We start from the raw sequence: 22,897 nt of genomic DNA, 5'->3' as shown, positions 1-22,897 counted from the left end.
TAAATCCATAGCGGCTCGATTTCCAGGCTTCGCCGCGGCAATACGTCCGGCCGCCCATGCCTTGATTGCGGTCGCGACGCGCGACAACGTCACCTGGGCTAAGCACAAGCTCGGTATGGATACGCGCAGCCAATGGGAAAAGGAGCACGACGACGCAGCGGCGCGCATCGAGGCCGAGGCTCAGCATCACGCTCTGGTAATGACCGAATTGGCGCGAGACGCCGCCGAGGCAAAGAAGCGGCTGATGGGAGCATTATCCGATCCGTCTGCCTTCGGAATCGGGAATCGTGCGTCTGGTAACGCTGTTCTAATGATCGTCGTCTCGGATCTGCGCGTCGATCCGCGTGTCGAGCGTGAGGCGAGGGCGCTCGCTGCGGCCGGCTATGCCGTTACCATCCTCTGTCCCGATCCTACGCTTGGCAAGGATCCAGGCGTCGCAGTCAACTGGGGTCCAGGGGTCGATGCCCGCTTTGTTGATTGGCGGGCGTCTCATTATGTGAGCGAGCGGCCCGGTTTTGAGGGCGGTCTGCTGTTCGACATCGCGCTGAGGGTTGCAGAAGCCCTGAAGCCTCTCGCCATACATTCACACGATCTCAATACCGGCTTGGTCGCCTATGCACTGGCCAGAATGACCGGCGCACACCTTGTCATCGATTTCCACGAATGGACATCGGAGAACGTCCATTGGGATCTGCTAACATTAGCTTGGAAGCCGTACCCCGCAGAATGGCGCCAAGAACTAAAGGCTCTTGAACACCGCCTTGTGCTGGAGGCCTCGGCTAGCATAACTGTTTCCGAACACATCGCACAGGCTATCTCGGCTGAGATCGCCGGACAGCGTTCGATTCATCTGGTCCGGAACGTGCCAAATGTTTCGATTGAGCCAACGCGGCCCTACTCCTCTCTCAAGGAAGTATTAGGCGTTCCCGACGGTCAATTTTTACTGCTTTATCAAGGCGGAACAGGGCCAACGCGGCTGCTTGAGCCGATCATTGAAGCGATGGCTTACGCACCGCGTTGCGTATTAGTGGTGCGTGGTCCTTCTCTAGACCTTTATGGCGAAAGCTATCGGCAAATTGCGCGAGTCGGAGGCTTCGCGGATCGGCTGATACTTCTTCCGCCCGTCCCATCTCGAGATGTGGTAGCTGCTGCAAACGGGGCGGATGCGGGGATTTATTCGGTTCTTGGGCTCGGCAAGAACTTTATATATGCAATGCCAAATAAGATCTTTGAATATGCCGCCGCAGGCCTGCCCGTATTGGCGGCAGACTATCCAGAAGCGCGTCGTTTCGTGGAGGTCAACGGGCTTGGGCTTACCTTCGATCCGCTCGATCCCATGGCTATTGCCAGGGCAATCAACAGCCTTATTGGAGATGCGACGCTCACCGACGGGTTTCGCGCCAATGCCGCGAAGCTGATCTGCCACCTTAAGCAAAATGACGAGTGGGAGAAGCTCGTCGCTCTGTACAGAGACTTGCCGCGGCGATCGCTAGCTTCAAGGTGTGGACAATGATTACAAAGTTGCTCCATGCCGCTGCACGCTGGTCGCCGGGCCTTGCAGCGCAGGTCAAGCCTGCGCTGTTGCCCATTATCGCAGCAGCGTCGCGGCTCGCACAATTCAGCCCGCGCGACTTTATGTTAATGCACTGGCAACTGGCACGCCAGCTGAGCAGCAAGACCGGGGCGGCCGGACGATTGACCCGCGCCGCGGCACAGGCCTCGGCTCCGGGGATCGGAGCGCGGGCTATCGGCAATCGCATTATTATGCTGGTGGTCTCCGACCTTTGGAATGATCCTCGCGTCGAGCGGGAGGCGTTGGCGCTGGCGCGCGCTGGATACTTGGTTGAGGTGCTGTGCCCCGACCTTGCAAATCCCGAAGGCTCCAAGCCCGTTCCAGAATGGGGGGAAGGCATCACGATTCGATTGATCCCGCGCGAGGCGGCCAGCTTCTGCGTTGAGCGACCAGGTTTCATCGCCGGCCACATGTTCGATGCGGCGATGAAGGTGATTGGACCTAAGCCGCCCCTCGCTTTCCATGGCCACGACCTCAACACTTGCCTCGCAGCCCTAGCGGCCGCTCGCCTGACTGGTGCGCATTTTGTTGCAGACTTCCACGAATGGACTTCCGAGAACGTGCACTGGGATCCTGCATCGCAAGCCTGGCAGCCCTATCCCGAAGATTGGAAAGCGGAGCTTCAGGCGCTGGAGGCGAGGGTATTGCGCGAGGCCAGCGCCGTCATCACGGTCTGTGATTCAATCGCAGAGGCGCTCAGCAGCGAACTCGGCGCCGGCCGCAGAGTCCATGTCATCCGAAACATCCCAACCCTTTCGACCGTTCCTACAAAAGATTATCCGCCGCTCAAGGCACAACTTAGTTTGCCAGAAAGTCAGTTTGTGCTGCTCTGGCAGGGAGGTACCGGGCCAACCCGATTGATCGAGCCGATTATCAGAGCGTTAGAATTCGCTCCTAATTGCGTCCTGGTTATACGGGGACCTTCGCTCGACATTTTCGGCGACGCTTATAGGGCCGTAGCGGCAACGGCTGGCTCAGCAGACCGGCTCATTCTCATTGACCCTGTGACCTCGCGAGACGTCGTAGTAGCGGCGCGCGGCGCAGATGCCGGAATTTGGACCTTGCCAAACTTGTGTCGGAACTTCACATACGCCTTGCCGAACAAAATTTTCGAGTACACAGCTTCTAATCTCGCGCTGCTCGTGGCGGATTATCCAGAAGCCCGGCGCGTTGTCGACACTCACAGCATCGGCTTGACTTTCGAGCCGTATGAGCCGCTATCAATTGCCGCCGCGATCAACCGATTGATCAACGAGCCCGGGCTGGCCGAGAGTTTCCGCGCCAATACATTTGCCGCCTTGAAAAGTATTGATGCAGAGGGTGAATGGCAAAAACTTGCTGCACTGTACGATGCATTGCCGCGCGCCCTGCAGGCGGAAAGCCGAAGCTGACGATGCGTATCCTTCACGGCCCTGTCAACGTGGGCAATCAACCCTGGACTCTGTCTCGCGCCGAAAGGGCGCTAGGGCACAAGAGCGACGTGGTGCAGAATTATGGCACTTGGATCGGCTATCCAGCGGAGCGCACACTGAGCGAATACGCAAGAAACACCCGCCGCGCGCGGTTCAACCGGAGTGTATTCAGCCTTACTGCACCTCTCCGCTACGACGTAATTCATTATTATTTTGGCCGCAGCTTTATGCTGTGGGACGATTTCGGTATGACTTACGGCGCTAGCCGGGACATGGATAGAAAGGCATTGAGCGATGTACATCTGGCGCGGCGCCTTGGCCGCACCGTAGTGATGACGCTGCAAGGCTGCGACGCTCGCCAAGCTCGCGAATCTCATCGTATAAATGCTGTGACCATGTGCAGAGATCAGGCATGCCCAGCCTTTGGCGCATGCATCGACAGTCTCGATACTAACCGCAGAGCAATGATTAAAACTCTATTGCCCTTGATGGATCGAGTATTCTACCTCAATCCCGAAATCGGACATATGGTACCCCAAGGGGAGTTCTTGCCATATGCTAATGTCGATGTAATGGCGGAGACGGTCAATCTACCAGAACCCGGCCGCCGGCCGCGGATATTACATGCGCCAAGCAACGCTGGTATCAAGGGCACTTCGATGATCCTTGCTACGCTCGAACGGCTCCGGAGCCGTTTCGATTTTGATCTAATTCTTGTCGAAAATACGCCGCATGCGGAGGCGATGAAGCTCTATCGCTCAGCCGATCTCGCGATCGACCAGATTCTTGCAGGTTGGTACGGCGGTTTCGCAGTGGAGCTAATGGCGATGGGTAAACCTGTCGCTGCCTTCATCCGTGAGGAAGATCGCTCATTCGTGCCGCCCTCGATGTGGAACGAAATGCCGGTGTTGCGCATAGACGAGCGGACGCTGGAAAATGATCTGGCCGTCATACTTGCTGATCCGCAGGCACTGGTGGCGGCGGGCGAACGTTCTCGCGCTTATGTCGAGCGCTGGCACGATCCCCTAAAGTCGGCGCGCGCGCTGACCGCGATCTATCGCGACCCGAAGGCCCCGCTCGTCCTCGGCTGTTGAGTTCTCAAAAGGCGATCAACCATGTGTGGAATTGCAGGCATTCTCCATCGCGGAGCATATTCTGACGCGCCCGCGCGCGTGAAAATGATGGCGGATTCGATCCCACATCGGGGGCCGGATGACGAAGGGTTCTGGTCCGATCGCGATGTGGCACTCGGCTTCCGCCGACTCTCGATTGTCGATATCGCCACCGGTCACCAACCAATGTCCAACGAGAACGGGACGGTTTGGGTCGTTTTTAACGGCGAGATCTACAACCATGTAGCGCTTCGTTGTGAGCTTGAAGCCGCCGGCCACCACTTCGCCACCGACCATTCTGATACAGAAGTGCTGGTGCATGGTTATGAGCAATGGGGCGAAGGGCTCTTGTCGCGCCTCAATGGTATGTTCGCGTTCGCGGTCTGGGATCAGATCAACCGTCGCCTCATGCTCGGGCGAGACCGGCTCGGGATTAAACCTCTCTACATTGCCGAACGGCGCGACGGCGCGCTGATCTTCGCTTCAGAAGTGCGCGCCATACACGCTTCGGGACTGGTTGAAAAAGAGCCAGACGAGGGCGCGGTTTATGCATATTTCCTGCAGCAGAATATCTGGGATGGGCGCTCGATGTTTAAGGATGTCCGCCAGCTTCTCGGTGGGCATCTACTTGTTGACGAGCCTGGACGGCGAAGGACGACCCAGTTCTGGGACATGTCGTTCAACCGGCGTCAGAGTGCCGCCCAGCCGGCTGCTCAAGAATTCCGCTGCATGCTGGAGGACACGATCCAGCGCCAAATGGCAGCCGATGTGCCAGTAATGGCCTATCTTTCGGGCGGTATCGACTCCTCGGCGCTTGTGGCTGGTGCGCACCGCATCAGCCCTGGAGTGAAGGCCTACTCCTGCCTATTCGACCTGACCGGCGTTGGCGCAGACCGGATTGTGGATGAGCGGGACTTTTCCCGCGCCGTCGCGGGGCATCTTCAAATAGAGCACGTTGAACTTGAGCTTGCACCGACTGCAATGATGGCCTCGCTCCACGCCACGATCGATGCGCTGGAGGAGCCGCGTATGGGAATGGCATATGTCAATTATCTTATTGCCCAGCGCGTCGCGCAGGATTCGAAAGTCGTTCTGTCGGGCTGTGGCGGTGATGAGATTCTCGGCGGCTATGTTGGCCGCTATGCGCACCTGCGACAGCCGTATCCGGTGTCAAATTCACCCAAGCCTAGCTTGCTAGCTCGTCTCTTGGGCCGGGCACTAAAGCCGACCGGCCTCTCGCTCGATCCGATGCGACGCATGCTTGAATTGTACTGCTTTCCGGTGCCGCCACAGGACATCGACACCGCCTTCACCCCCATGGCACGCCGCTCTGGTGGCGGGTACACCGTGGCGGGGGCGCTTTCCAATTTGCTTAAATGCTGCCCGTCGGAATTTGATTTTGACCGTCTCATGTATGCCGATACCAAGACTTATCTTACCGGGTTGCTGATGGTGGAGGATAAACTCTCCATGGCTCATTCATTGGAAGCCAGGGTACCGCTTATAGACAATGAGGTTATCGACCTTGCCATGTGCTATGATTGGCAACTGCTTTACGACGGTGAGACGGGCAAGAAAGTTTTTCGCGATGCCATTCGGGACTGGGTTCCGCCGATCGTTGCCGACAAGCCGAAAATGGGCTTTGGACCGCCGGATGCATCTTGGTACCGGGGTCCTCTCCAATCCTGGATCCGCGAAATTCTGGCCCCCGACCGTATTGCCGCGCGGGGTGTCTTTCAACCCGCTTACGTGGCCGACGCGATTGAGCAGCACATGAGCGGAGCGGCCAATCGGCTACCACTGATATGGTCCCTGCTCTCATTCGATGCTTGGTGTGAAATCAACGGCTTTTATGGCGGCGATTTAGGCCGGCCTTTCCGTCCGGCAGCTTGAACCTGCGTCTCAATGGCATGACACGCCCGGCTGTAGATGATGAATTGACCCGCCTCGGCAGGCATGCCGAGCGGTATCGGCTGTTCAAGCCCGTGGTCGCCAAGCTACGCACCTTTGTTGGATCACGGCCGAGGCTGGAGGCGCGACTGCGCCCACCAGCCCTGCGTTTGGCCGTTTCCTTAAGGCCGTCCTTTCGCATTTTCTACATCGCCACGCGCCAAGCCACTCGCAGCGTCGCAGGTTGGGCTGCCTGGCCGGGAAACGTCTGGGCATTCGGTCGCGCCTGGTTTTCTTTCAATCGTTTAGGAGTGGGCGGCCGCCCTGTTGGCCGCCAGATCGTCATGTTGGTTATCGCCGACATCCGCTTCGATCCAAGAGTTGAGCGTGAAGCGCGGGTGTTGGCGGCAGGTGGGTTCCAAGTCCATGTCATCTGGACCGATCCGCAATGGAATGGGTCCAGCTGTACCGCCGTCGACTGGGAGGAAAGGATCACATTCGAGGCGCTGCCAATGTCGGCTGCCCGCTTCTCCGAGCAATTTCCCGGCTTTTTGGGCCGCGATATGCTGAAGGCCGCTCAGGCTCACGAGCCTTTCGCATTTCACGCCCATGATCTGAATACTGCGCTGATCGCTTTGACAGCCGCGCGGCAAAGCGGCGCCCATGTTGTTTGCGATTTCCACGAGTGGTACTCGGAGAACGTGACTTGGTCACCGCTACGTGGCGTCTACCGTTCCCATTCCCGCGCTCGGAGAGCAGCGTATCGCTGGCTTGAAAGGCTTTGCTTTCAGCACGCTTCGGACTTGGTGACAGTCTGCCAATCCATCGCCGATGAGATGTCGCAGACCCTCGGCGACGGGAGCCGCAAAGTTGCAGTGATCCGCAACATTCCAGATCGCACACTCGTGGCAAGTCGCCCCTATCCGTCGTTGAAGCAGCAATTCGGCATACCCTCGGACCGTTTTACCTTGTTGTGGCAGGGTGGCATTGGTCCTTCCCGAATGATCGAGCCGGTGATTGAAGCATTGGCTCACGCACCTCAGTGCACCTTTGTCATCCGCGGGCCGGAAATTGAAACTTACGGCCCGGGCTATGCGCGGCTCGCGGCGCGCGTCGGCGCCTCGGACCGACTTATCCTGGCTCCGGCTGTCCCCTCCAAGGACGTCGTTTCAGCCGCTCGCGGCGCCGATGCCGGGATCTGGACGCTTCCGAATCTGTGCAAGAATTTCACATATGCCTTGCCGAACAAGATTTTCGAGTATCTATCATCGGGATTGCCCGTATTGGTCGCGCACTATCCTGAGGCTAGGCGCCTCGTCGACACTCACCGTGTCGGACTGATATTCGATCCTTACGACCCACGATCGATCGCTGCCGCCATTAATCGTCTTGCCGGTGACATGGCGTTGAGAAATCAATGCGCGGCCAATACAAGCACGGCCTTGGCGAACATGGATGCGGCGGTCGAGTGGGAAAAGCTCGCAGCGCTCTATGACTGTCTGCCGCGCACGCCGGAGTCGTCTGCTCCGGAGGTTGATGAAAGCGCTGGACGGCCAGTTTGCCTCTGACTAGGACCACACGAACTCGATCGAACCACCTCACCGACCAAGGATCACGGCATTGCGCGCCAGCAGCGTTTCCCATTTCAGACCGGCCCAACTCGGCGGCGAGCCGCTCTCAGTCGAAGCATTTGAAACGGATGGCGATCAGATCCGCGAGGGTGTGCTAAAGACATCCGATGGCCGCTGGGTGCCGATCATCGACGGCGTTCCGTCATTCCTCACCGGCGTGTTGCAGCAGGATTTGTCTGCCTTCGCGCAGAAGCACAACCTGCCCTGGCAACAGACTTCCGCGCGCGCTGCAGCAGCCGAGCAGGCCAAGACCAACGAGACTTTTTCCGATAAATGGCGGCGGTTCAAGAATTACGGCCTTGAGCCCCAGCACCAGGAATTCCTGTACGGCTGGTTCATGAAGAAGTTCAACCTCGCCAATCTCGACGAGTTGAAGGCCTTCCATGCCAAGCGCAAGCGCATCCTCGAATGCGGCCCGGGCTCTGGCTTCAACTCGCGCTTCATGGCCGAGCAGACCAAGGGCGAGGTGTTCGCGCTGGACATCTCGGCCGCGGCTGTGACGACCTATGAGAATACGCGGGATCTGGCCAATTGCACGGTCGTTCAGGCCGATCTCATGGAAGCGCCTTTCCCGGACGATTACTTCGACTTCATCATCGCCGACGGGGTGCTGCACCATACCCCCGACACCAGGCTCGCCGTCGAGGCGCTATACCGCAAGCTCGAGCCGGGCGGGCAGTTTTTCTTCTATGTCTACAAGAAGATGGGACCGGCGCGTGTGTTCTGCGACGAGCATATCCGCAAGAATTTCATGCCCATGACGCCGGACGAATGCTACGCGGCCTGCGAAGGTCTGACAGAGCTCGGGCGCGAACTGTCTCGGCTCAACGCCAAGATCACCCTGGAGAAACCGATCCCGGTTTTGGGCATTCCGGCGGGCACGCACGATGTCCAGCGGCTCATCTATTATAACTTCGTCAAGTGTTTCTGGAATGACGCATTCGATTACGAGACCAACAATATGGTCAATTTCGACTGGTATCATCCTCACAACGCTTGGCAGCATACCCAGGAAGAGGTCGAGGGCTGGCTTCGTGATCTCGGCGCCCGGGAATGGCAGATCAATGATGCGAACCCCAATGGCATTTCTGTTCTGGTGACGAAGCCCGCTTGAGGATTGAGCGGATGCATATTCTGATCACTGGCGCCTCGGGTTTTGTCGGGCAGGCCCTCGTCAGGGAGGCCCTGAGTCACGGGCACGGGGTCACGGCCCTGGTCCGTGACGAAGCCGCCGTTCCGCATGGCGCGGCGGCCTTGGTCCATAGCCTCGGATCAGGCCAGCCGCTGCGCCTGCCGGACACGATCGACGCCGTGGCTCACCTCGCTCAGTCCCGGGCCTATCGCGCATTTCCGGGCGACGCTGACGAGATGTTCAGGGTCAATGTGGCCGGAACGCATGAGCTGCTTGATGCGTCAGCCAAAGCTGGTGTGCAGCGCTTCTGCCTGGTGTCCAGCGGCACGGTCTATGAACCGTTTCTGCAGCCGCTGGTCGAAACCGCGAGCCTGCAGCCCGTCTCGAACCTCGGCGCTACGAAATTTGCCGCGGAAATTCTGTCGCGGCCCTATTCGGCATTGTTTCCGATATCTGTCCTGCGCGTCTTTGCTCCCTACGGGCCGAACCAGGCAGAGCGGCTGATCCCTGATCTGATCCGTCGCATCCGGCAAGGCGTTCCCGTCTCGCTGCCGGTCGATGGCGGCGGCATGGAGTTCGCCCCAACCTATGTCGATGATTTCTGCCAGGTCCTGCTCGTCGCGTTGCGCGACTCGTGGAGCGGCATCTTCAACGTCGCGGCGCCTGAGGCGCATTCGATCGAGCACGTCGCGACAATGATCGGCAAGCATCTGGGATTGGCGCCTGTCTTTGCGCGAAACCTCGTCTTGCCGGCGGGCACCGTGCCGCCTCGCGTGGTTCCCGACCTGACGAAGCTGGCCACCCGCTTCGATCTTTCGCAATTCCGTCGCTTCGAGGATGGGCTGGGTCCGACCCTTTCCGGAGAGCGCTGAGCAGATATGGCTCAGCCGCCTGCCATTATTCGCAACGGGCGCCCATTGCGGATCCTCCATTGCCCCTGGAATGTCGCTGGTCAGTCGGCCCAGCTCGCGGCCGCCGAGAGGGCGCTGGGCGCCGATAGCCGCTGCATCGTCATCGAAGAAACGGCGCAGGGATTCCCCGCCGATCAGGCATTGGCGCCTCCCAATGCGCGCATCTTGGTCAGGGAAGCTGCACGGTGGCGACTCCTCTGGCGAGCCATCGCCTGGGCCGATGTCGTGCATTTCTCTTTCGGGCAAAGCTGCCTGGTGCCTCATGCCTATCCCGCGCTCGACAGGCTGGAGTGGCGCAACCCGCTATCCGTGGCGTGGCGACTCTATTGCCGTGCGATCTGGCTCAAGGATCTGCCGCTCCTGTCGGCGATGGGCAAGAAACTGGCCGTCACCTGGCAGGGAGACGATGCGCGTCAACACGACAGGTCGCTCGCGCTGTTCGAGGCCTCGATCGCCCATGAACTGGGCGATCGCTATTATGTGCCCGGCTCAGACGCATGGAAGCGCCGGACCATTGCTGCGTTCGCCCGGCACGTCCCCATTCACTACGCCTTGAACCCGGACCTCTTGCAGGTGCTTCCGGAGCGCACGCGCTTTCTTCCCTATGCCAGCTTCGACCCTGCCAGCGTTTCACCGGCCCCACCCACGGCAGATGCGTCTCGTCCGCTGATCTTCGCGCACGCGCCCAGCCATCGTGGCGCCAAGGGCACGGAATATGTACTGGCCGCAGCCAGCCGGCTAAAAAGCGAAGGCGCCGTTTTCGAGTTGGACCTGGTGGAGGGGCTTCCGCGCGCGGAAGCGCTCGCGCGGTATCGACAAAGCGATGTCGTCATCGACCAGCTGCTCGCCGGCTGGTATGGCGGCCTCGGCGTCGAAGCGATGTCGCTCGGCAAGCCTGTCGTAGCCTATCTCCGGCGCAATGACCTCGAGGCTGTAGATCACTCATTCGTGTCAGATTTGCCGATCATAGAAGCAAATCCTGACAGCCTCTATGATGTCATGCGCGGCCTGATCGCCGCGCCGCGCGCAAATCTTCACGCGATGGGACAACATTCCCGGCATTTCGTCGAGACATGGCATGACCCGCTTGCGTTAGCGAAGCAGACATTGGCGGATTACACGAAAACCGGGGCGGAATCATCGATATGACATCAAAGACGATCCTCACCATTGTCGGCGCCCGCCCGCAATTCATCAAGGCGGCCGCGGTCAGCCGGGCGCTCAGGGCTGCTCCCGATCTCTCGGAGATCCTGATCCACACCGGCCAGCATTTCGACGAGATGATGTCCGAGGTGTTTTTCGACGAGCTCGACATCCCCCGGCCGCATCAGAACCTCGCCATCCATGGCGGATCGCACGGCGCCATGACCGGGCAGATGCTGGAGGGGATCGAGCGGGTCCTGCTGGAGCATCGGCCCGACTGGGTCCTGGTCTATGGCGATACCAACTCGACCTTGGCGGGAGCCTTGGCGGCCGTGAAGCTGCAGATCCCGGTCGTCCATGTCGAAGCCGGGCTGCGCTCCTTCAACCGGCGCATGCCGGAAGAGATCAACCGCGTCCTGACCGACCATGTCTCGACATTGCTGCTCAGCCCGACCCGCGCGGGGGTCGACAATCTCCGGACTGAGGGCATCGTCGACGGGGTTCATCAGGTCGGCGACGTCATGTACGACGCCATGTTGCATGCGCAGAAGCGCTCGCGCGAGACCTCGGCCATCCTGCGCCGCCTGGACATCGCGGAGGGCGGTTTCGTGCTCTCCACGGTCCACCGGGCGGAGAACACGGATGATCCCGTGCGCCTGCAGCGGGTAATGGCCGCGATCACAGACGCGGCCGGCGGCCTGCCGGTCATCCTGCCCCTGCATCCCCGCACCCGCCAGGCCATCGCCCGCTCGGGCACCGAAACCGGGGGCATCCGGATGATCGACCCTGTCGGCTATCTCGACATGGTGCGCCTGCTCGACGCCTGTGCCCTGGTGCTGACCGATTCCGGGGGATTGCAGAAGGAGGCCTATTTCGCGCGCCGGCCCTGCATCACCTTGCGCGACGAGACCGAATGGACTGAAACCATCGCACATGGCTGGAACCGGCTCTGGACCAGTTCCGACTGGCTGCCGCGGTCCGATATCGAAGATTACGGCACCGGCCATGCTGCCGAGGCCGTCATCGCCAGCATCCGGCAGGCCATGTGAGGCCAGCCGGCTCCGTCGTTCAGGATCCAAGGCACCGATCATGTGTGGAATTTTCGGCTCGATTGGCTTCCCGCCCGATCCTGGCTGCATCGACATCGTGGCGCATCGCGGCCCGGATGGGCGCGGTTGGCGCGTGTTCGACAGCCCCGCGGGTCCGGTGGCGCTGGGCCATCGGCGGCTGGCCATCATCGACATGTCGGACAATGGCTTGCAGCCCATGGCCGATCCGTCGGGGCGCTATCAGCTCGTCTTCAACGGTGAGATCTACAATTACATCGAACTGCGCGACGAGCTGCGGGCGCAGGGCGTGGCGTTCACCACCGAGTCGGATTCGGAGGTGCTGCTCCTCGCCTATATCCATTGGGGCGAGAGCGCGCTGGCGCGGCTGCGCGGCATGTTCGCCTTCATCATCTGGGACGATCTCGCCAAGCGCTTCTTCGCGGCGCGCGACCGGTACGGCATCAAGCCGCTCTATTTCGTCGCCAATGCGCAGGGGATCGGCTTCGCCTCCGAGATCAAGCAGCTGCTCGAACTCCCCGGCATCCCGCGCGCGCTCAACCTGGCACGGGCGCATGACTTCCTCGCCAATGGGATCTCCGACCATACCGCCGAAACCTTCTTTGCCGGCATCCTGCAGCTTCGGGGTGGCGAATCCGCCCTGATCGACCTCTCCGCAGGGCGGGTCTCCGCCCCGGTCGTCAGGCGTTGGCACGCGGTCGCCCTGCCGGACATTGCGCCGATCTCGGAGCGGGATGCCGCCGACCGGTTCAGAGCGCTGCTGAGCGATTCCGTGCGCCTGCATCTGCGCGCCGATGTCCCCGTCGGCTCATGCCTGTCCGGCGGGCTGGATTCCTCCTCCATCGTCTGCCTGATGGCGCAGATGCTGACGGCATCCTCGGCCGGGCTGCACACGGTCTCGGCCTGCTACGAGGATAAGTCGGTCGACGAGAAGCCCTTCATGGATGCGGTCGTGGAGCGGACCGGGGCCCGGGCGCATTTCATCTTCCCGCGTGCGGAGGATGTCTTCCAACGCGCATCCGACATCACCTGGCATCAGGACGAACCCTTCGGATCCACCTCGATCTTCGCGCAATGGTGCGTCTTCGAGGAGGCCCGCAAGGCCGGCATCAAGGTGATGCTGGACGGGCAGGGCGCCGACGAGATTCTGGCCGGATATCACAGCCTGTTCCCGGTCTATCTAGCCGAGCTCGCCCGCTCCTTTCGCCTGCGGGAATTGGCGCGGGTGATGCGGGATCGCCAATCCACTCATGGACAGTCGCTGCTGCTGCAAATCGCCAGGCTCGGCTTCTCGCTCGCGCCGGAAGGGCTGAAAGCCAATGTGCGGCGGACCCATCGCGGGCAGATGCAGCATGGCTGGATGGCGACGGAGGCTCTGGCCGCCCTGTCCCGGCAGCCGACGGCGTTGCAGACGGCGGCGGAGTCGCTCGGATTGGCGGCCCCGAAAGACATAGCCGGCTACTGCCTGGTGATGGCCCATGCCTCGAACATGCCCATGCTTCTGCACTGGGAGGATCGCAACAGCATGGCGCATTCGATCGAGGCGCGGGTGCCGTTCCTGGACCCGCCACTGGTCGATTTCGCGCTCGCCCTCGGCAACCAGCACAAGCTGGTCGGCGCGGATACGAAGCGCGTGCTGCGGCGTGCCATGGCCGATATCCTGCCGCCGGAGGTGTCGCAGCGCCGTGACAAGCTGGGCTTCGCCACGCCCGAAGAGGCATGGTTCAGGGGGCCCCTGCGGCATCTGGTTCTGGACGGCGTCGAGCGGACCTTGCGGTTGCTGCCCGGCCTGCTCGACCCCGCCGGCGTCCGCCGCCTGGCCACCGATATCCTCGATGGGCGAAAGCCCTTCGATTTCGCGCTCTGGCGGATCGTCAGCCTCGGTCTATGGGCCGAGCGCTTCCGCGTGTCATTGCGCTGAGTGGCGCTCGCAGCGGGCGCCGCTGCGCTCCAGCATCGACCTGAAGCTCTCGCGCAGAATCTCGCGCTCGTGCTCCCAGCAGAGCTCCAATGCGGCCAGGCGCGCATTGCGGCGATAAGCGACGACGGCGGGTTGGGTCAGCCCGTTGATGGCATCCGCCACGGCGCGGGATCCGGCATCGGCGCTGACGACACCCAGGCCATAGGCCTCGACGATGCGTCGCAGATCCGCCCCCGGCGATACCGCGACCGCCAGCCCGGCGCCGATATATTCGAAGAGCTTGTTGGGCAGGCTGAAATGACGCTGCTTGGTCTCGAGCGGCGTGAAATGCACCCCGATATCGGCCTGGGCTGCGGCGAGACTCATCACCTCGCCGGGGGGGACGGCGGGTTCGAAGCTGACCTGGGCCTGCGCGCCGGTCTCGGCGACGCGACGGCGCAGCCGGTCGATATAGGCGGCGTTGCCATCGCCGCGGATCGTCAGCCGATGCCTGGTCTGCCAGAGCGGAATACTGTCGATCAGGGCTTCGAGCCCGCGATCTTCCAGGACCTGCCCGTGATAGAGGAGTCGCAGCGGCCAGGCGGTCGGCTGTTCCGGGGGAAGGGCGATCTGCTCCGGCGTGTTCCTGACGACGAGAGGCGTCTCGGGCAGGCGATAGTGCTCCTGGAGCGCTTCGGCGAGTTTCGGTCCGACGGTCGAGACCTGGTCGGCGGCGCCGATCGCCATGCGTTCGAGATGCGTGACATAGGGCTTGTAGATCACCCGCCAGCTCCGCCGTTCATCGAATTCCAGCGTGGCGAATTCATGCGTGTCGTAATGCACGAGGCCGCCGCTCTCCGCCTTCCACCGCGCCGCCACGACGAGAGCGGGCCAGTCATTGGCGAGAACCAGGGTGCAGCCGGAGCGGCGCAGCTGGTCCAGCGCCCACCGATATTCCGGCCGCATCCAGAAGCCCGCCAGCGCGGCCGAGACGCCGAGATGGGCGGGCAGCTGCCGCAGCACCGTCTTCAGCCGATGCGCCAGATCCGGCTGCGGCGTGGGCCAGAAACGATGGGAATGGCCGACGCTTTCGCCGGTGCTGCCATAGCCGATGACGACCGGCTCGGCGCCGAGCTCAGCCAGCAGATCGCATTGCCGCAGGACCCGTCGGTCGCGGGCGATCCGGGAGAACGAGAGGACAGCGACCCGATGGTTCATAAGGCTGGGAGCTTTTGATCGGTGCAGGCGCTGCGCATCTGCGAGTGAGCGGGCGGGGCGACACAGGCGGGATGCCTTGCCGACTTCTCTATTTCAGCACCACTAGCGCGAAGGTAGAGCTTCGGCATCAAGATTATGCGTCAGCACGTCTGAGATTTCGCCAGCCCGCTTCGCCCAGGTCGCGTGTGCGTTGACATAGGCGACGCCGTTGCGGCCGAGCCGGCGCGCCAGATCGGGATCGTCGGCCAAGGCTCTGACGGCACCGGCGAGAGCCGGCGGGTTGCTCATCGGGATGACGATCCCCGTCTCGTGCGTCCCGACGAGCTCCTTCTGGAAAGGCAGGTCCGTGACGATGACGGCCGCCCCGCTGGCCATCGCCTCGAACAGCTTCAGCGGAGCGACCCCGGTCGCGAGATGGTCCGCGGAATCCTCGGTGATCGACAGGGCGGCCAGAGCCCCTCTGAGATAGGCTGCAACCTCCTCGGGAGGCCGGCGGCCCAGCCAGTGGACGCGGCTGCCGAGGCTGTCTCCGGTCAGAAGATGACGCTCGACACCGTCGCCGATGATCACAAGCCGGACATGATCGGGCCAGTTCGGCTGCCGCGTGGCCGCGATCATGGTGGCGATGCCGTGCCAGGCCGTCAGCCCGCCGACGAAGGCGACATAGGTGCCGAGCCCTGCGGGCCGGGGTCCCTCGGGATTGAACAGGGCCGTATTGGCGCCATTGCTGACGACACTGACCCGCTCATGCCCGGCTTCGGTCTGCGCCCACCGCTTCAGACCCTCGGTCACGACGAAGACATGTGCGGCCATTTTCATCTGGCTGCGATAGAGCCAGTTCACCAGCCCCGACAGCCGCCCGAGCCAGGGATAGGTCACGAAGATGTCGGCGGGCAGGCCATTGATCTCCTGGAAGACCGGCACGCTCCTGGCCGAAGCGAAGGCCGCGGCCGGCCAGGCGGCGAAATGGGCGCGCATATACACGCCGTCATAGGCGCCGAGCCGGCGCATCAGCCGCCATTGCGCGCCGATATAGTCGCGCAGCCGGGCGAGATAGCTCGAGCCGGAGCTGGCCCCGCCGCTCCCGGTCGCGATCAGATCGACCTCCCATCCGATCGCGCGCAAGCCGGCTATGATCTCATGGACATGGGTATAGGTCGCCTGTCCTGGCCGGGGGGTCTCGAGGCAGAGATAGGCGAGGCGTCGGCCCGTGGTCACGCCGCCGCCGCCGACAGGGCCAGAGCCTCGCGCACGGCTGCGATGATGTAGTCCTGCGTCTCTTCGTCGAGATAGGGGTGCATCGGCAGCGAAACCACTTCGCGGGCCACCCGCTCCGAGATCGGCAGACCGTTGCCGGCGACCGGGAAATGCCTGTAGGCGGTCTGCAGGTGCAGCGGCTTGGGATAATAGACCGTCGTCGGCACGCCCTTGGCCTTCAACGCTTCCTGGAAGGCGTCGCGACGATCGGCATCGACCCGGATCGTGTACTGCGCCCAGGTCGAGACGCAATCGGGCATGACATAGGGCGTCGTGACCAGATCCTTGAGCGCCGCGGTATAGCGCTGCGCAACGATCTGCCGCTTCTCGATCTCCTCGGCGAAGACCTTCAGCTTTTCGATCAGCACCGCCGCCTGGATCGTGTCCAGCCGGGAATTCACCCCGACGCGGACATTGTCGTATTTGTAGGAGCCCTTGCCATGGAAGCGCAGCGACCGCAGCAGCTCGGCATGCTCGTCGCTATTGGTCAGGATCGCGCCGCCATCGCCATAGCAGCCGAGCGGCTTGGCTGGGAAGAAGCTGGTCGTGGCGAAGGCGCCGATCCCGCCGGCGACCCGGCCCTTGTAGCGCGCGCCATAGCCCTGGGCGGAATCGGCGATCAGGACGAGGCCGTTGCGTTCGCAGAGCGCCTCGATCGGCTCGTAATCGCAGGCCTGGCCGAACAGGTCGACGCTGATCAGCGCCTTCGGGGTCAGCTCGTGCTTGCGGGCCGTCTCGATCGCGGCGGCGATCGCGCTGGGGTCGAGATTATAGGTCGCCTCGTCGATCTCGGCGAAGATTGGGGTCGCGCCCATCCAGGCGACGACCTCGGCCGTGGCGGCGAAGGTGAAGCTGGGACAGATCACCGCGTCGCCCGGCCCGATGCCCAGCGCCTCCAGCACCAGGATCAGCGCATCGGTGCCATTGGCGACCGCGATCGCGTGCTTCGCGCCGCAGAAGGAGGCCAGCCCGGCCTCGAACTGCGCCACCTGCTCGCCGAGGATGTAGTTGCCGTCATGGACGACCTTCAGAATGGCCTCGTCCATCGCCTTGCCGATGCGCTGGCGCTGGGCCTTCAGGTCGATAAACTCGATTGCGGGACGCTCGCTCATCAGACGATCTCCTCCAATCTGTCGGGCGCGGTCTCGCGGTAGCGCCGCCCGGTCTCCGGGCAGACGAGATCGGCTCCGAGCTTGGCGCCATTATGGCTCATCCAGCCGATGCGGCGGGCGGGAACCCCGGCCATCAGCGCGAAATCGGGCACATCCTTCGCCACCACGGCGCCCGCCGCGATGAAGCAATAGGCGCCGAGCGTGTGTCCGCAGACGATGGTGGCGTTGGCGCCGATGCTGGCGCCGGTCTTGACCAGGGTCCGCCGGAATTCGGATTTGCGGTTCAGGAAGGCCCGGGGATTGTTGACGTTGGTGAACACGCAGGACGGGCCGCAGAACACGTCGTCTTCGAGTTCGACCCCGTCATAGAGGGCGACATTGTTCTGGATCTTGCAGCCATTGCCGATGGTGACGCGCGGACCCGCCATCACGTTCTGGCCGAGGACGCAATCGCGGCCGATCGTCGTCTGCCCGAGGACATGCACGAAATGCCAGATCTTGGTGCCTGCGCCGATCGTGACGCCGTCGTCGACATAGGCGCTCTCGTGGATCTTGGCGCCTGCGAACCGCGGATCGTCGCGCATTTCGGGAGCAGCGCCCATCCCGTCAGGCCTTCTGATATTTGTCGACGAAGGGATGGCGCTCGCCGCCGGCCTTGATTGGCGCGTTGCGGAATTCCGATACCACCTCGACGCAGAAGCGGACATCGTCCAGCCCGTAGCCCCGGCCGGCCAGGATCTCCTGATAGCTGCGCGTGTGCAGGTCGGTGAAACCTTCGGAGAATTCGACCTCCTCGCCATCCATGGTGATCGAGCGATAGGTCGTCTTCTTGCCTTTGACGCTGTCGGGCAGGTCATTGGCATCGACCGAGAGGAACCAGCGGATATCGGCCTTCTCATAGGAGAGCAGACCGCCGGCACGCTCGGGCTGGCGCAGGCTCGCGGTCTGCGATTGCAGCGGTCCGAAGACATAGGCCAGCATGTCGAAGAAATGCACGCCGATATTGGTGGCGACGCCGCCCGACTTGGCGTCGTCGCCCTTCCAGGAGGCGTGATACCAGCGACCGCGCGAGGTGATGTAGGTCAGGTCGACCGAATGGCGCTCGTTCGACTGGGCGACCCGCTCCTTCAGGGCCTGGATCGCCGGATGCAGCCTGAGCTGCAGGATGGTGTTGACCTTGCGCCCGGTCTGCTGCTCGATCTCGGCCAGCCCGTCGATGTTCCAGGGGTTCAGGACCAGCGGCTTCTCGCAGATCACGTCGGAGCCGGAGCGCAGGCCGAAGCGGATATGCGCGTCATGGAGATAGTTCGGCGAGCAGATGCTGATGTAGTCGAGATGCTCGCCCCGGCGCTGCAGCTTGTCGACATGGCGGTCGAAGCGCTCGAATTCGGTGAAGAAATGCGCCTGGGGAAAATGGCTGTCGATGATCCCGACGGAGTCGTTGGGGTCATAGGCGACCCGGAGATCACCGCCCACGGCCTTGATGGCCTGCATGTGGCGCGGTGCGATGTAACCCGCGGCGCCGATCAACGCGAAATTCGTCATGGCTGATTCTGGACCTATCTGACCCGCAGAGGCGGGCGTGTGCTCAGGCTTTGAAGACGTTTTCGGCCATCACGCCTTTTCGGGCGCAGGCATTGCGCGTGTCGACGACCAGTTTCGAATCCCGAACGATGGCGCCGTAATCGAGCTCGTCGTGATCGGTGGCGATCAGTACCGCGTCGAAGCCGGCGAGCGACTCCTTGCTCACCGGCACGCTCTTGCGCCCGGTCAGTTCCGCATGCTCGCGCGTCGCGGGGATCACCGGAATGAAGGGATCGTGGAATTCGACATGGGCACCGCGCTTCTCGATCAGCTCGATCAGCTTGAGGGCCGGGCTTTCGCGCATGTCGTCGATGTTTTTCTTGTAAGCGATGCCGAGGATCAGGATCCGGGAATCGCTGAGGTTCTTGCGCACCTTCATGTCGACGAGCTCGGCCAGCTTGTTCACGACGATATAGGGCATGCGCGAATTGATCTGCCCGGCGAGCTCGATGAAGCGCGTGGTGATGTCGTATTCCCGCGCTTTCCAGGTCAGGTAGAACGGGTCGATCGGGATGCAGTGGCCGCCGAGCCCCGGCCCCGGATAGAACGGCATGAAGCCGAATGGCTTGGTCGCCGCCGCGTCGATGACCTCCCAGACGTCGATCCCCATGGCGGAGTAGACGCCCTTCAGCTCGTTGACCAAGGCGATGTTCACCGCCCGGAAGATGTTTTCCGTCAGCTTGACCGCCTCAGCCGTCGCGGTCGAGGAGACCGGAACGGCCTTGACGACGAGCGCCCCGTAGAGGGCCATCGACATGGCCAGCGCATCGGCACCATCGCCGCCGACGACCTTGGGAATCGTCGAGGTTCCGAAGTCCGGATTGCCGGGGTCCTCGCGTTCCGGCGAGAAGGCGAGGAAGAACTCCTCGCCGCTCTTCAGCCCGGTCGCCTTCTCCAGGATCGGGCGCATCACCTCGTCGGTGGTGCCGGGATAGGTGGTGGATTCCAGGACCACCAGCTGCTCGCGGCGCAGCCTCTTGCCGATCGCTTCCGTCGTCTTCACGACATAGGACAGGTCGGGCTCGCGATGCTTCGTCAGCGGGGTCGGAACCGCGATCAGCAGCGCGTCCGGCTCGGCCATCCGGTCGAAATCCGTCGTCGCCAGGAAGTGACCCGTCTTTACGCCCTCGACGATCAGATCCATCGGGATGTGCTTGATCGCGCTCTTGCCGGCGTTGAGATCGTCGACCCGCTTCTGGTCGATATCGAAGCCGATGACCTTGATGCCACGACGCAGCGCCGCGAGCGCCAGCGGGATCCCGACATAGCCGAGACCAACAATGCCTATGACGATCGAGCGGTCATTGACGCGTTCGATAAATCGTTGCGCAATCTGAGAAGTCACATTCAACCCCGACTACCGCGCGGCACCTTGGCCGTTGGGTTTCTTAATGGAGGCTGCTTCTTCCAGAGATACTTAACTGCGTCAATATCCGCACGACCCGTCACTGTGAGCGGGGCGGCTGAGCTTTTTGCTCGAAATCGACACGCGACATGCTCCTGGAGCAGGCTGCACGCCGCCCTCGCGCCGCCTCCCGCTCTTGCCCCGCATCCCGGGCGCGCGCGATAAAGGGAGCCGCTCGCGAAGGATGGGCGCTGCCAAAACGGACGCCGATGAGTTTTCACAACCTCCACAGCCACGGCTTCATCCGCCTCGCCTGCGCCGCGCCGCGGCTCAAGGTGGCGGATCCCGCCTTCAATGTCGCGCAGACGCTCGCCATGCTGCGGCAGGCCGATGCGCAGCACGCCGCGGTCGCACTGTTCCCCGAACTCGGGCTCAGCGCCTACGCCATAGACGATCTGCTGCAGCAGCATGCCTTGCTCGATGAAGTCCTCGCCGCGATCGGCACGCTCATCGCGGAAACCCGCTCGCTGCGCACGCTCGCCATTGTCGGCGCGCCGCTGCGCGTGGCCGGGCGGCTGTTCAACTGCGCGCTCGCCATCCATCGCGGCCGGATTCTCGCGGTGACGCCGAAAACCTATCTGCCGAATTACCGCGAATTCTACGAGCGCCGGCAGTTTGCGTCCGGCGAGCGGGCCGGGGTGGAGAGCATCACGCTTTGCGGGCAGGAGGTGCCGTTCGGCAGCGACATCCTGCTGAAGGCGAGCGATATCCCGGATTGCGTGCTGCATATGGAAATCTGCGAGGATGTCTGGACGCCGGTCCCGCCCTCTTCCTTTGCCGCTTTGGCCGGGGCGACCGTGCTGTTCAACCTCTCGGCCTCCAACGTCACTATCGGCAAGTCGGAATGGCGCCACGCTCTCTGCAAGGCCCATTCCGGCCGTTGTCTCGCAGCCTATGCCTATTCCGCCGCCGGGCCGGGCGAATCGACCACCGATCTCGCCTGGGATGGGCAGGCGATGATCTATGAGAATGGTGCGCTGCTGGCCGAGGCCGAGCGCTTCGCCGCCGAGCCGCAGCTGATCCTGGCCGATATCGATCTCGAGCGGCTGGTGATGGACCGCATCCGCCAGAACACCTTCGGCGACAATGCCGATGCCCTGCGCGATCGGCTGAGCTTCCGCACCGTCGCTTTCGAGGCCGGGCCGGATCGCGACAGCGATCTCGGGCTGAAGCGGCTGGTCGAGCGCTTCCCCTTCGTGCCCTCGGATGATGCCAGGCTGAACGAGCTCTGTTTCGAGGCCTACAACATCCAGTCGCACGGGCTGCGCAAGCGCATGGAGAGCGCGCGGATCGAGAAGCTGGTGATCGGCATTTCGGGCGGGCTGGATTCGACGCAGGCTCTGGTCGTCGCCGCGCACACTTTCGACGCGCTGGGCCTGCCGCGCAGCAATATCCTCGCCTATACGCTGCCGGCCTTCGCCACCTCCAAGGGCACCAAGGCCAATGCCTGGCGGCTGATGACGGCGCTCGGCGTCACCGCCACCGAAATCGACATGACGCCGGCCTGCCGGCAAATGCTCGAGGATATCGGCCATCCCTTCGCCCGCGGCGAGCCGGTCTACGACATCACCTTCGAGAATGTGCAGGCGGGTGCGCGCACCTCCGTGCTGTTCCGCCTCGCCAACCGGCACAATGCGCTGGTGCTCGGCACGGGCGATCTCTCCGAGCTGGCCCTGGGCTGGTGCACCTATGGCGTCGGCGATCACATGTCGCATTACAACGTCAACGGCTCGGTCTCGAAGACGCTGATCCAGCATCTGATCCGCTGGGTCGCGCAGTCCCGCCGCTTCGGCGAGGAGGCTTCGGCGGCGATGCTCGACATTCTCGCGACCGAGATTTCGCCAGAGCTGGTGCCGGGGGAGGGCGAGGGGCCGAGCCAGAAGACCGAGGATTTCGTCGGGCCCTATGCGCTGCAGGATTTCAACCTGTTCTACATCACCCGCTACGGCTTCCGCCCGAGCAAGGTCGCCTTCCTCTCGCAGCACGCCTGGTCGGATGCGGACCGGGGCTCCTGGCCGCCGCATATTGAGGCGGAGAAGCGGCGTGCCTATGATCTTCCGACGATCAAGCGCTGGCTCGGCGTTTTCGTCCGGCGCTTCTTCGAGACCAGCCAGTTCAAGCGCTCGGCCCTGCCGAACGGGCCGAAGGTCTCCTCGGGCGGGTCTTTGTCACCCCGCGGGGATTGGCGGGCCCCAAGCGACGCCTCCGCCGCCGCCTGGCTGGCCGATCTCGACCGCATCCCGGATTGACGACCGTCATTGCGAGCGCAGCGAAGCAACCCAGGGGGGTCGAGCGCGCGGCTCTGGATTGCTTCGCTGACGCTCGCAAGGACGGGTGAGGTTGGCGGGGCTGTGGCTTCCGTGTCGCTGACATCGCTCCCGTCATTGCGAGCGTAAGCGAAGCAACCCAGGGGGGCGCAGAGCGTGCGGCTCTGGATTGCTTCGCTTACGCTCGCAAGGACGGGTGAGATGGGTGGGGCGATGTGCTTCCTTCTCGCTGACAATCGCTCCCCGTCATTGCGAGCGTAAGCAAAGCAACCCAGGGGACGTG

Annotated in this window: 17 protein-coding genes; 11 read left to right on the top strand and 6 right to left on the bottom strand. The window is 62.7% G+C overall.

The features are described 5' to 3' along the window. Window positions 1-61 precede the first annotated feature (61 nt). Genes ASG72_RS20175 through asnB (ASG72_RS03970) form a run of 10 tightly spaced genes read left to right on the top strand, consistent with a single transcriptional unit; the run spans window position 62 to window position 13,792 of the window. On the top strand, window positions 62-1,513 hold the full coding sequence (locus ASG72_RS20175) for a glycosyltransferase (RefSeq protein WP_162246188.1): 1,452 nt from the start codon (window positions 62-64) through the stop codon (window positions 1,511-1,513). After that, the gene (locus tag ASG72_RS04005) at window positions 1,510-2,964 is read left to right on the top strand and encodes a glycosyltransferase (protein WP_056709257.1); all 1,455 of its coding nucleotides are present in this window, start codon (window positions 1,510-1,512) and stop codon (window positions 2,962-2,964) included. Before ASG72_RS20175 ends, ASG72_RS04005 begins: the two co-directional genes overlap by 4 nt. Window positions 2,965-2,966: 2 nt before the next feature. Further along, window positions 2,967-4,079 carry a glycosyltransferase gene (locus ASG72_RS20545; RefSeq protein ID WP_156395776.1) on the top strand — a complete coding sequence of 371 codons (1,113 nt, stop codon included), beginning with the start codon at window positions 2,967-2,969 and terminating at the stop codon, window positions 4,077-4,079. A 21-nt stretch (window positions 4,080-4,100) separates the two neighbouring features. Next, window positions 4,101-5,990, top strand: a complete 1,890-nt coding sequence (gene asnB / locus ASG72_RS03995; protein WP_082540053.1) for an asparagine synthase (glutamine-hydrolyzing) — start codon at window positions 4,101-4,103, stop codon at window positions 5,988-5,990. Further along, window positions 5,987-7,555 carry a glycosyltransferase family 4 protein gene (locus ASG72_RS20170; RefSeq protein WP_156395775.1) on the top strand — a complete coding sequence of 523 codons (1,569 nt, stop codon included), beginning with the start codon at window positions 5,987-5,989 and terminating at the stop codon, window positions 7,553-7,555. The genes asnB (ASG72_RS03995) and ASG72_RS20170 overlap by 4 nt, the downstream gene beginning before the upstream one ends. 52 nt (window positions 7,556-7,607) lie before the next feature. Then, window positions 7,608-8,732: a class I SAM-dependent methyltransferase gene (locus tag ASG72_RS03990; RefSeq protein ID WP_056709251.1), complete on the top strand. Its 1,125-nt coding sequence runs from the start codon at window positions 7,608-7,610 to the stop codon at window positions 8,730-8,732. A gap of 11 nt (window positions 8,733-8,743) precedes the next feature. Further along, complete coding sequence (locus ASG72_RS03985; RefSeq protein ID WP_056709249.1) at window positions 8,744-9,622, top strand: NAD(P)-dependent oxidoreductase; 879 nt, start codon at window positions 8,744-8,746, stop codon at window positions 9,620-9,622. Window positions 9,623-9,628: 6 nt separating this feature from the next. Then, on the top strand, window positions 9,629-10,810 hold the full coding sequence (locus ASG72_RS03980) for a glycosyltransferase family 1 protein (protein ID WP_156395774.1): 1,182 nt from the start codon (window positions 9,629-9,631) through the stop codon (window positions 10,808-10,810). Next, window positions 10,807-11,853, top strand: a complete 1,047-nt coding sequence (gene wecB, locus ASG72_RS03975) for a UDP-N-acetylglucosamine 2-epimerase (non-hydrolyzing) (protein ID WP_056709244.1) — start codon at window positions 10,807-10,809, stop codon at window positions 11,851-11,853. The genes ASG72_RS03980 and wecB overlap by 4 nt, the downstream gene beginning before the upstream one ends. 40 nt (window positions 11,854-11,893) lie before the next feature. Continuing rightward, complete coding sequence (asnB, locus tag ASG72_RS03970) at window positions 11,894-13,792, top strand: asparagine synthase (glutamine-hydrolyzing) (protein WP_056709243.1); 1,899 nt, start codon at window positions 11,894-11,896, stop codon at window positions 13,790-13,792. Here asnB (ASG72_RS03970) and ASG72_RS03965 read toward each other — a convergent pair. From ASG72_RS03965 to ASG72_RS03940, 6 genes are all read right to left on the bottom strand, one after another. Then, a complete protein-coding gene (locus tag ASG72_RS03965; RefSeq protein WP_056709240.1) occupies window positions 13,781-14,989 on the bottom strand; it encodes a glycosyltransferase in 1,209 nt (402 codons plus the stop codon). The genes asnB (ASG72_RS03970) and ASG72_RS03965 overlap by 12 nt on opposite strands. Window positions 14,990-15,091: 102 nt before the next feature. Then, the gene (locus ASG72_RS03960) at window positions 15,092-16,207 is read right to left on the bottom strand and encodes a glycosyltransferase family 4 protein (RefSeq protein ID WP_082540050.1); all 1,116 of its coding nucleotides are present in this window, start codon (window positions 16,205-16,207) and stop codon (window positions 15,092-15,094) included. Then, window positions 16,204-17,358, bottom strand: coding sequence for a DegT/DnrJ/EryC1/StrS family aminotransferase (locus tag ASG72_RS03955; protein WP_056709237.1), 1,155 nt, complete (start codon window positions 17,356-17,358; stop codon window positions 16,204-16,206). The genes ASG72_RS03960 and ASG72_RS03955 overlap by 4 nt, the downstream gene beginning before the upstream one ends. Next, complete coding sequence (locus tag ASG72_RS03950; RefSeq protein WP_280137732.1) at window positions 17,358-17,960, bottom strand: acyltransferase; 603 nt, start codon at window positions 17,958-17,960, stop codon at window positions 17,358-17,360. Before ASG72_RS03950 ends, ASG72_RS03955 begins: the two co-directional genes overlap by 1 nt. Window positions 17,961-17,964: 4 nt before the next feature. Next, window positions 17,965-18,903 carry a Gfo/Idh/MocA family oxidoreductase gene (locus ASG72_RS03945; protein ID WP_056709233.1) on the bottom strand — a complete coding sequence of 313 codons (939 nt, stop codon included), beginning with the start codon at window positions 18,901-18,903 and terminating at the stop codon, window positions 17,965-17,967. 43 nt (window positions 18,904-18,946) lie between these two features. After that, window positions 18,947-20,287 carry a nucleotide sugar dehydrogenase gene (locus ASG72_RS03940; RefSeq protein WP_156395773.1) on the bottom strand — a complete coding sequence of 447 codons (1,341 nt, stop codon included), beginning with the start codon at window positions 20,285-20,287 and terminating at the stop codon, window positions 18,947-18,949. A gap of 269 nt (window positions 20,288-20,556) precedes the next feature. Between ASG72_RS03940 and ASG72_RS03935 the strand changes: the two genes are divergently transcribed. After that, window positions 20,557-22,596, top strand: coding sequence for an NAD(+) synthase (locus ASG72_RS03935; protein WP_056709231.1), 2,040 nt, complete (start codon window positions 20,557-20,559; stop codon window positions 22,594-22,596). The last annotated feature ends 301 nt before the right edge of the window (window positions 22,597-22,897 follow it).

The organism is Allobosea sp. Leaf344 (assembly GCF_001426225.1).
GTDB lineage: Bacteria > Pseudomonadota > Alphaproteobacteria > Rhizobiales > Beijerinckiaceae > Allobosea.
The sequence above is the reverse complement of the archived record's forward strand: the minus strand, read 5'-3'. Positions and strand labels throughout refer to the sequence as shown.

Excerpts from the sequence above, each read along its gene's own strand:
- ASG72_RS03950 (WP_280137732.1), bottom strand. The coding sequence starts at position 17,960 with ATGGGCGCTGCTCCCGAAATGCGCGACGATCCGCGGTTCGCAGGCGCC.
- ASG72_RS03980 (WP_156395774.1), top strand. The coding sequence starts at position 9,629 with ATGGCTCAGCCGCCTGCCATTATTCGCAACGGGCGCCCATTGCGGATC.
- wecB (WP_056709244.1), top strand. The coding sequence starts at position 10,807 with ATGACATCAAAGACGATCCTCACCATTGTCGGCGCCCGCCCGCAATTC.
- asnB (WP_056709243.1), top strand. The coding sequence starts at position 11,894 with ATGTGTGGAATTTTCGGCTCGATTGGCTTCCCGCCCGATCCTGGCTGC.
- asnB (WP_082540053.1), top strand. The coding sequence starts at position 4,101 with ATGTGTGGAATTGCAGGCATTCTCCATCGCGGAGCATATTCTGACGCG.
- ASG72_RS20545 (WP_156395776.1), top strand. The coding sequence starts at position 2,967 with ATGCGTATCCTTCACGGCCCTGTCAACGTGGGCAATCAACCCTGGACT.
- ASG72_RS03945 (WP_056709233.1), bottom strand. The coding sequence starts at position 18,903 with ATGACGAATTTCGCGTTGATCGGCGCCGCGGGTTACATCGCACCGCGC.
- ASG72_RS03985 (WP_056709249.1), top strand. The coding sequence starts at position 8,744 with ATGCATATTCTGATCACTGGCGCCTCGGGTTTTGTCGGGCAGGCCCTC.
- ASG72_RS03965 (WP_056709240.1), bottom strand. The coding sequence starts at position 14,989 with ATGAACCATCGGGTCGCTGTCCTCTCGTTCTCCCGGATCGCCCGCGAC.
- ASG72_RS03935 (WP_056709231.1), top strand. The coding sequence starts at position 20,557 with ATGAGTTTTCACAACCTCCACAGCCACGGCTTCATCCGCCTCGCCTGC.
- ASG72_RS04005 (WP_056709257.1), top strand. The coding sequence starts at position 1,510 with ATGATTACAAAGTTGCTCCATGCCGCTGCACGCTGGTCGCCGGGCCTT.
- ASG72_RS03955 (WP_056709237.1), bottom strand. The coding sequence starts at position 17,358 with ATGAGCGAGCGTCCCGCAATCGAGTTTATCGACCTGAAGGCCCAGCGC.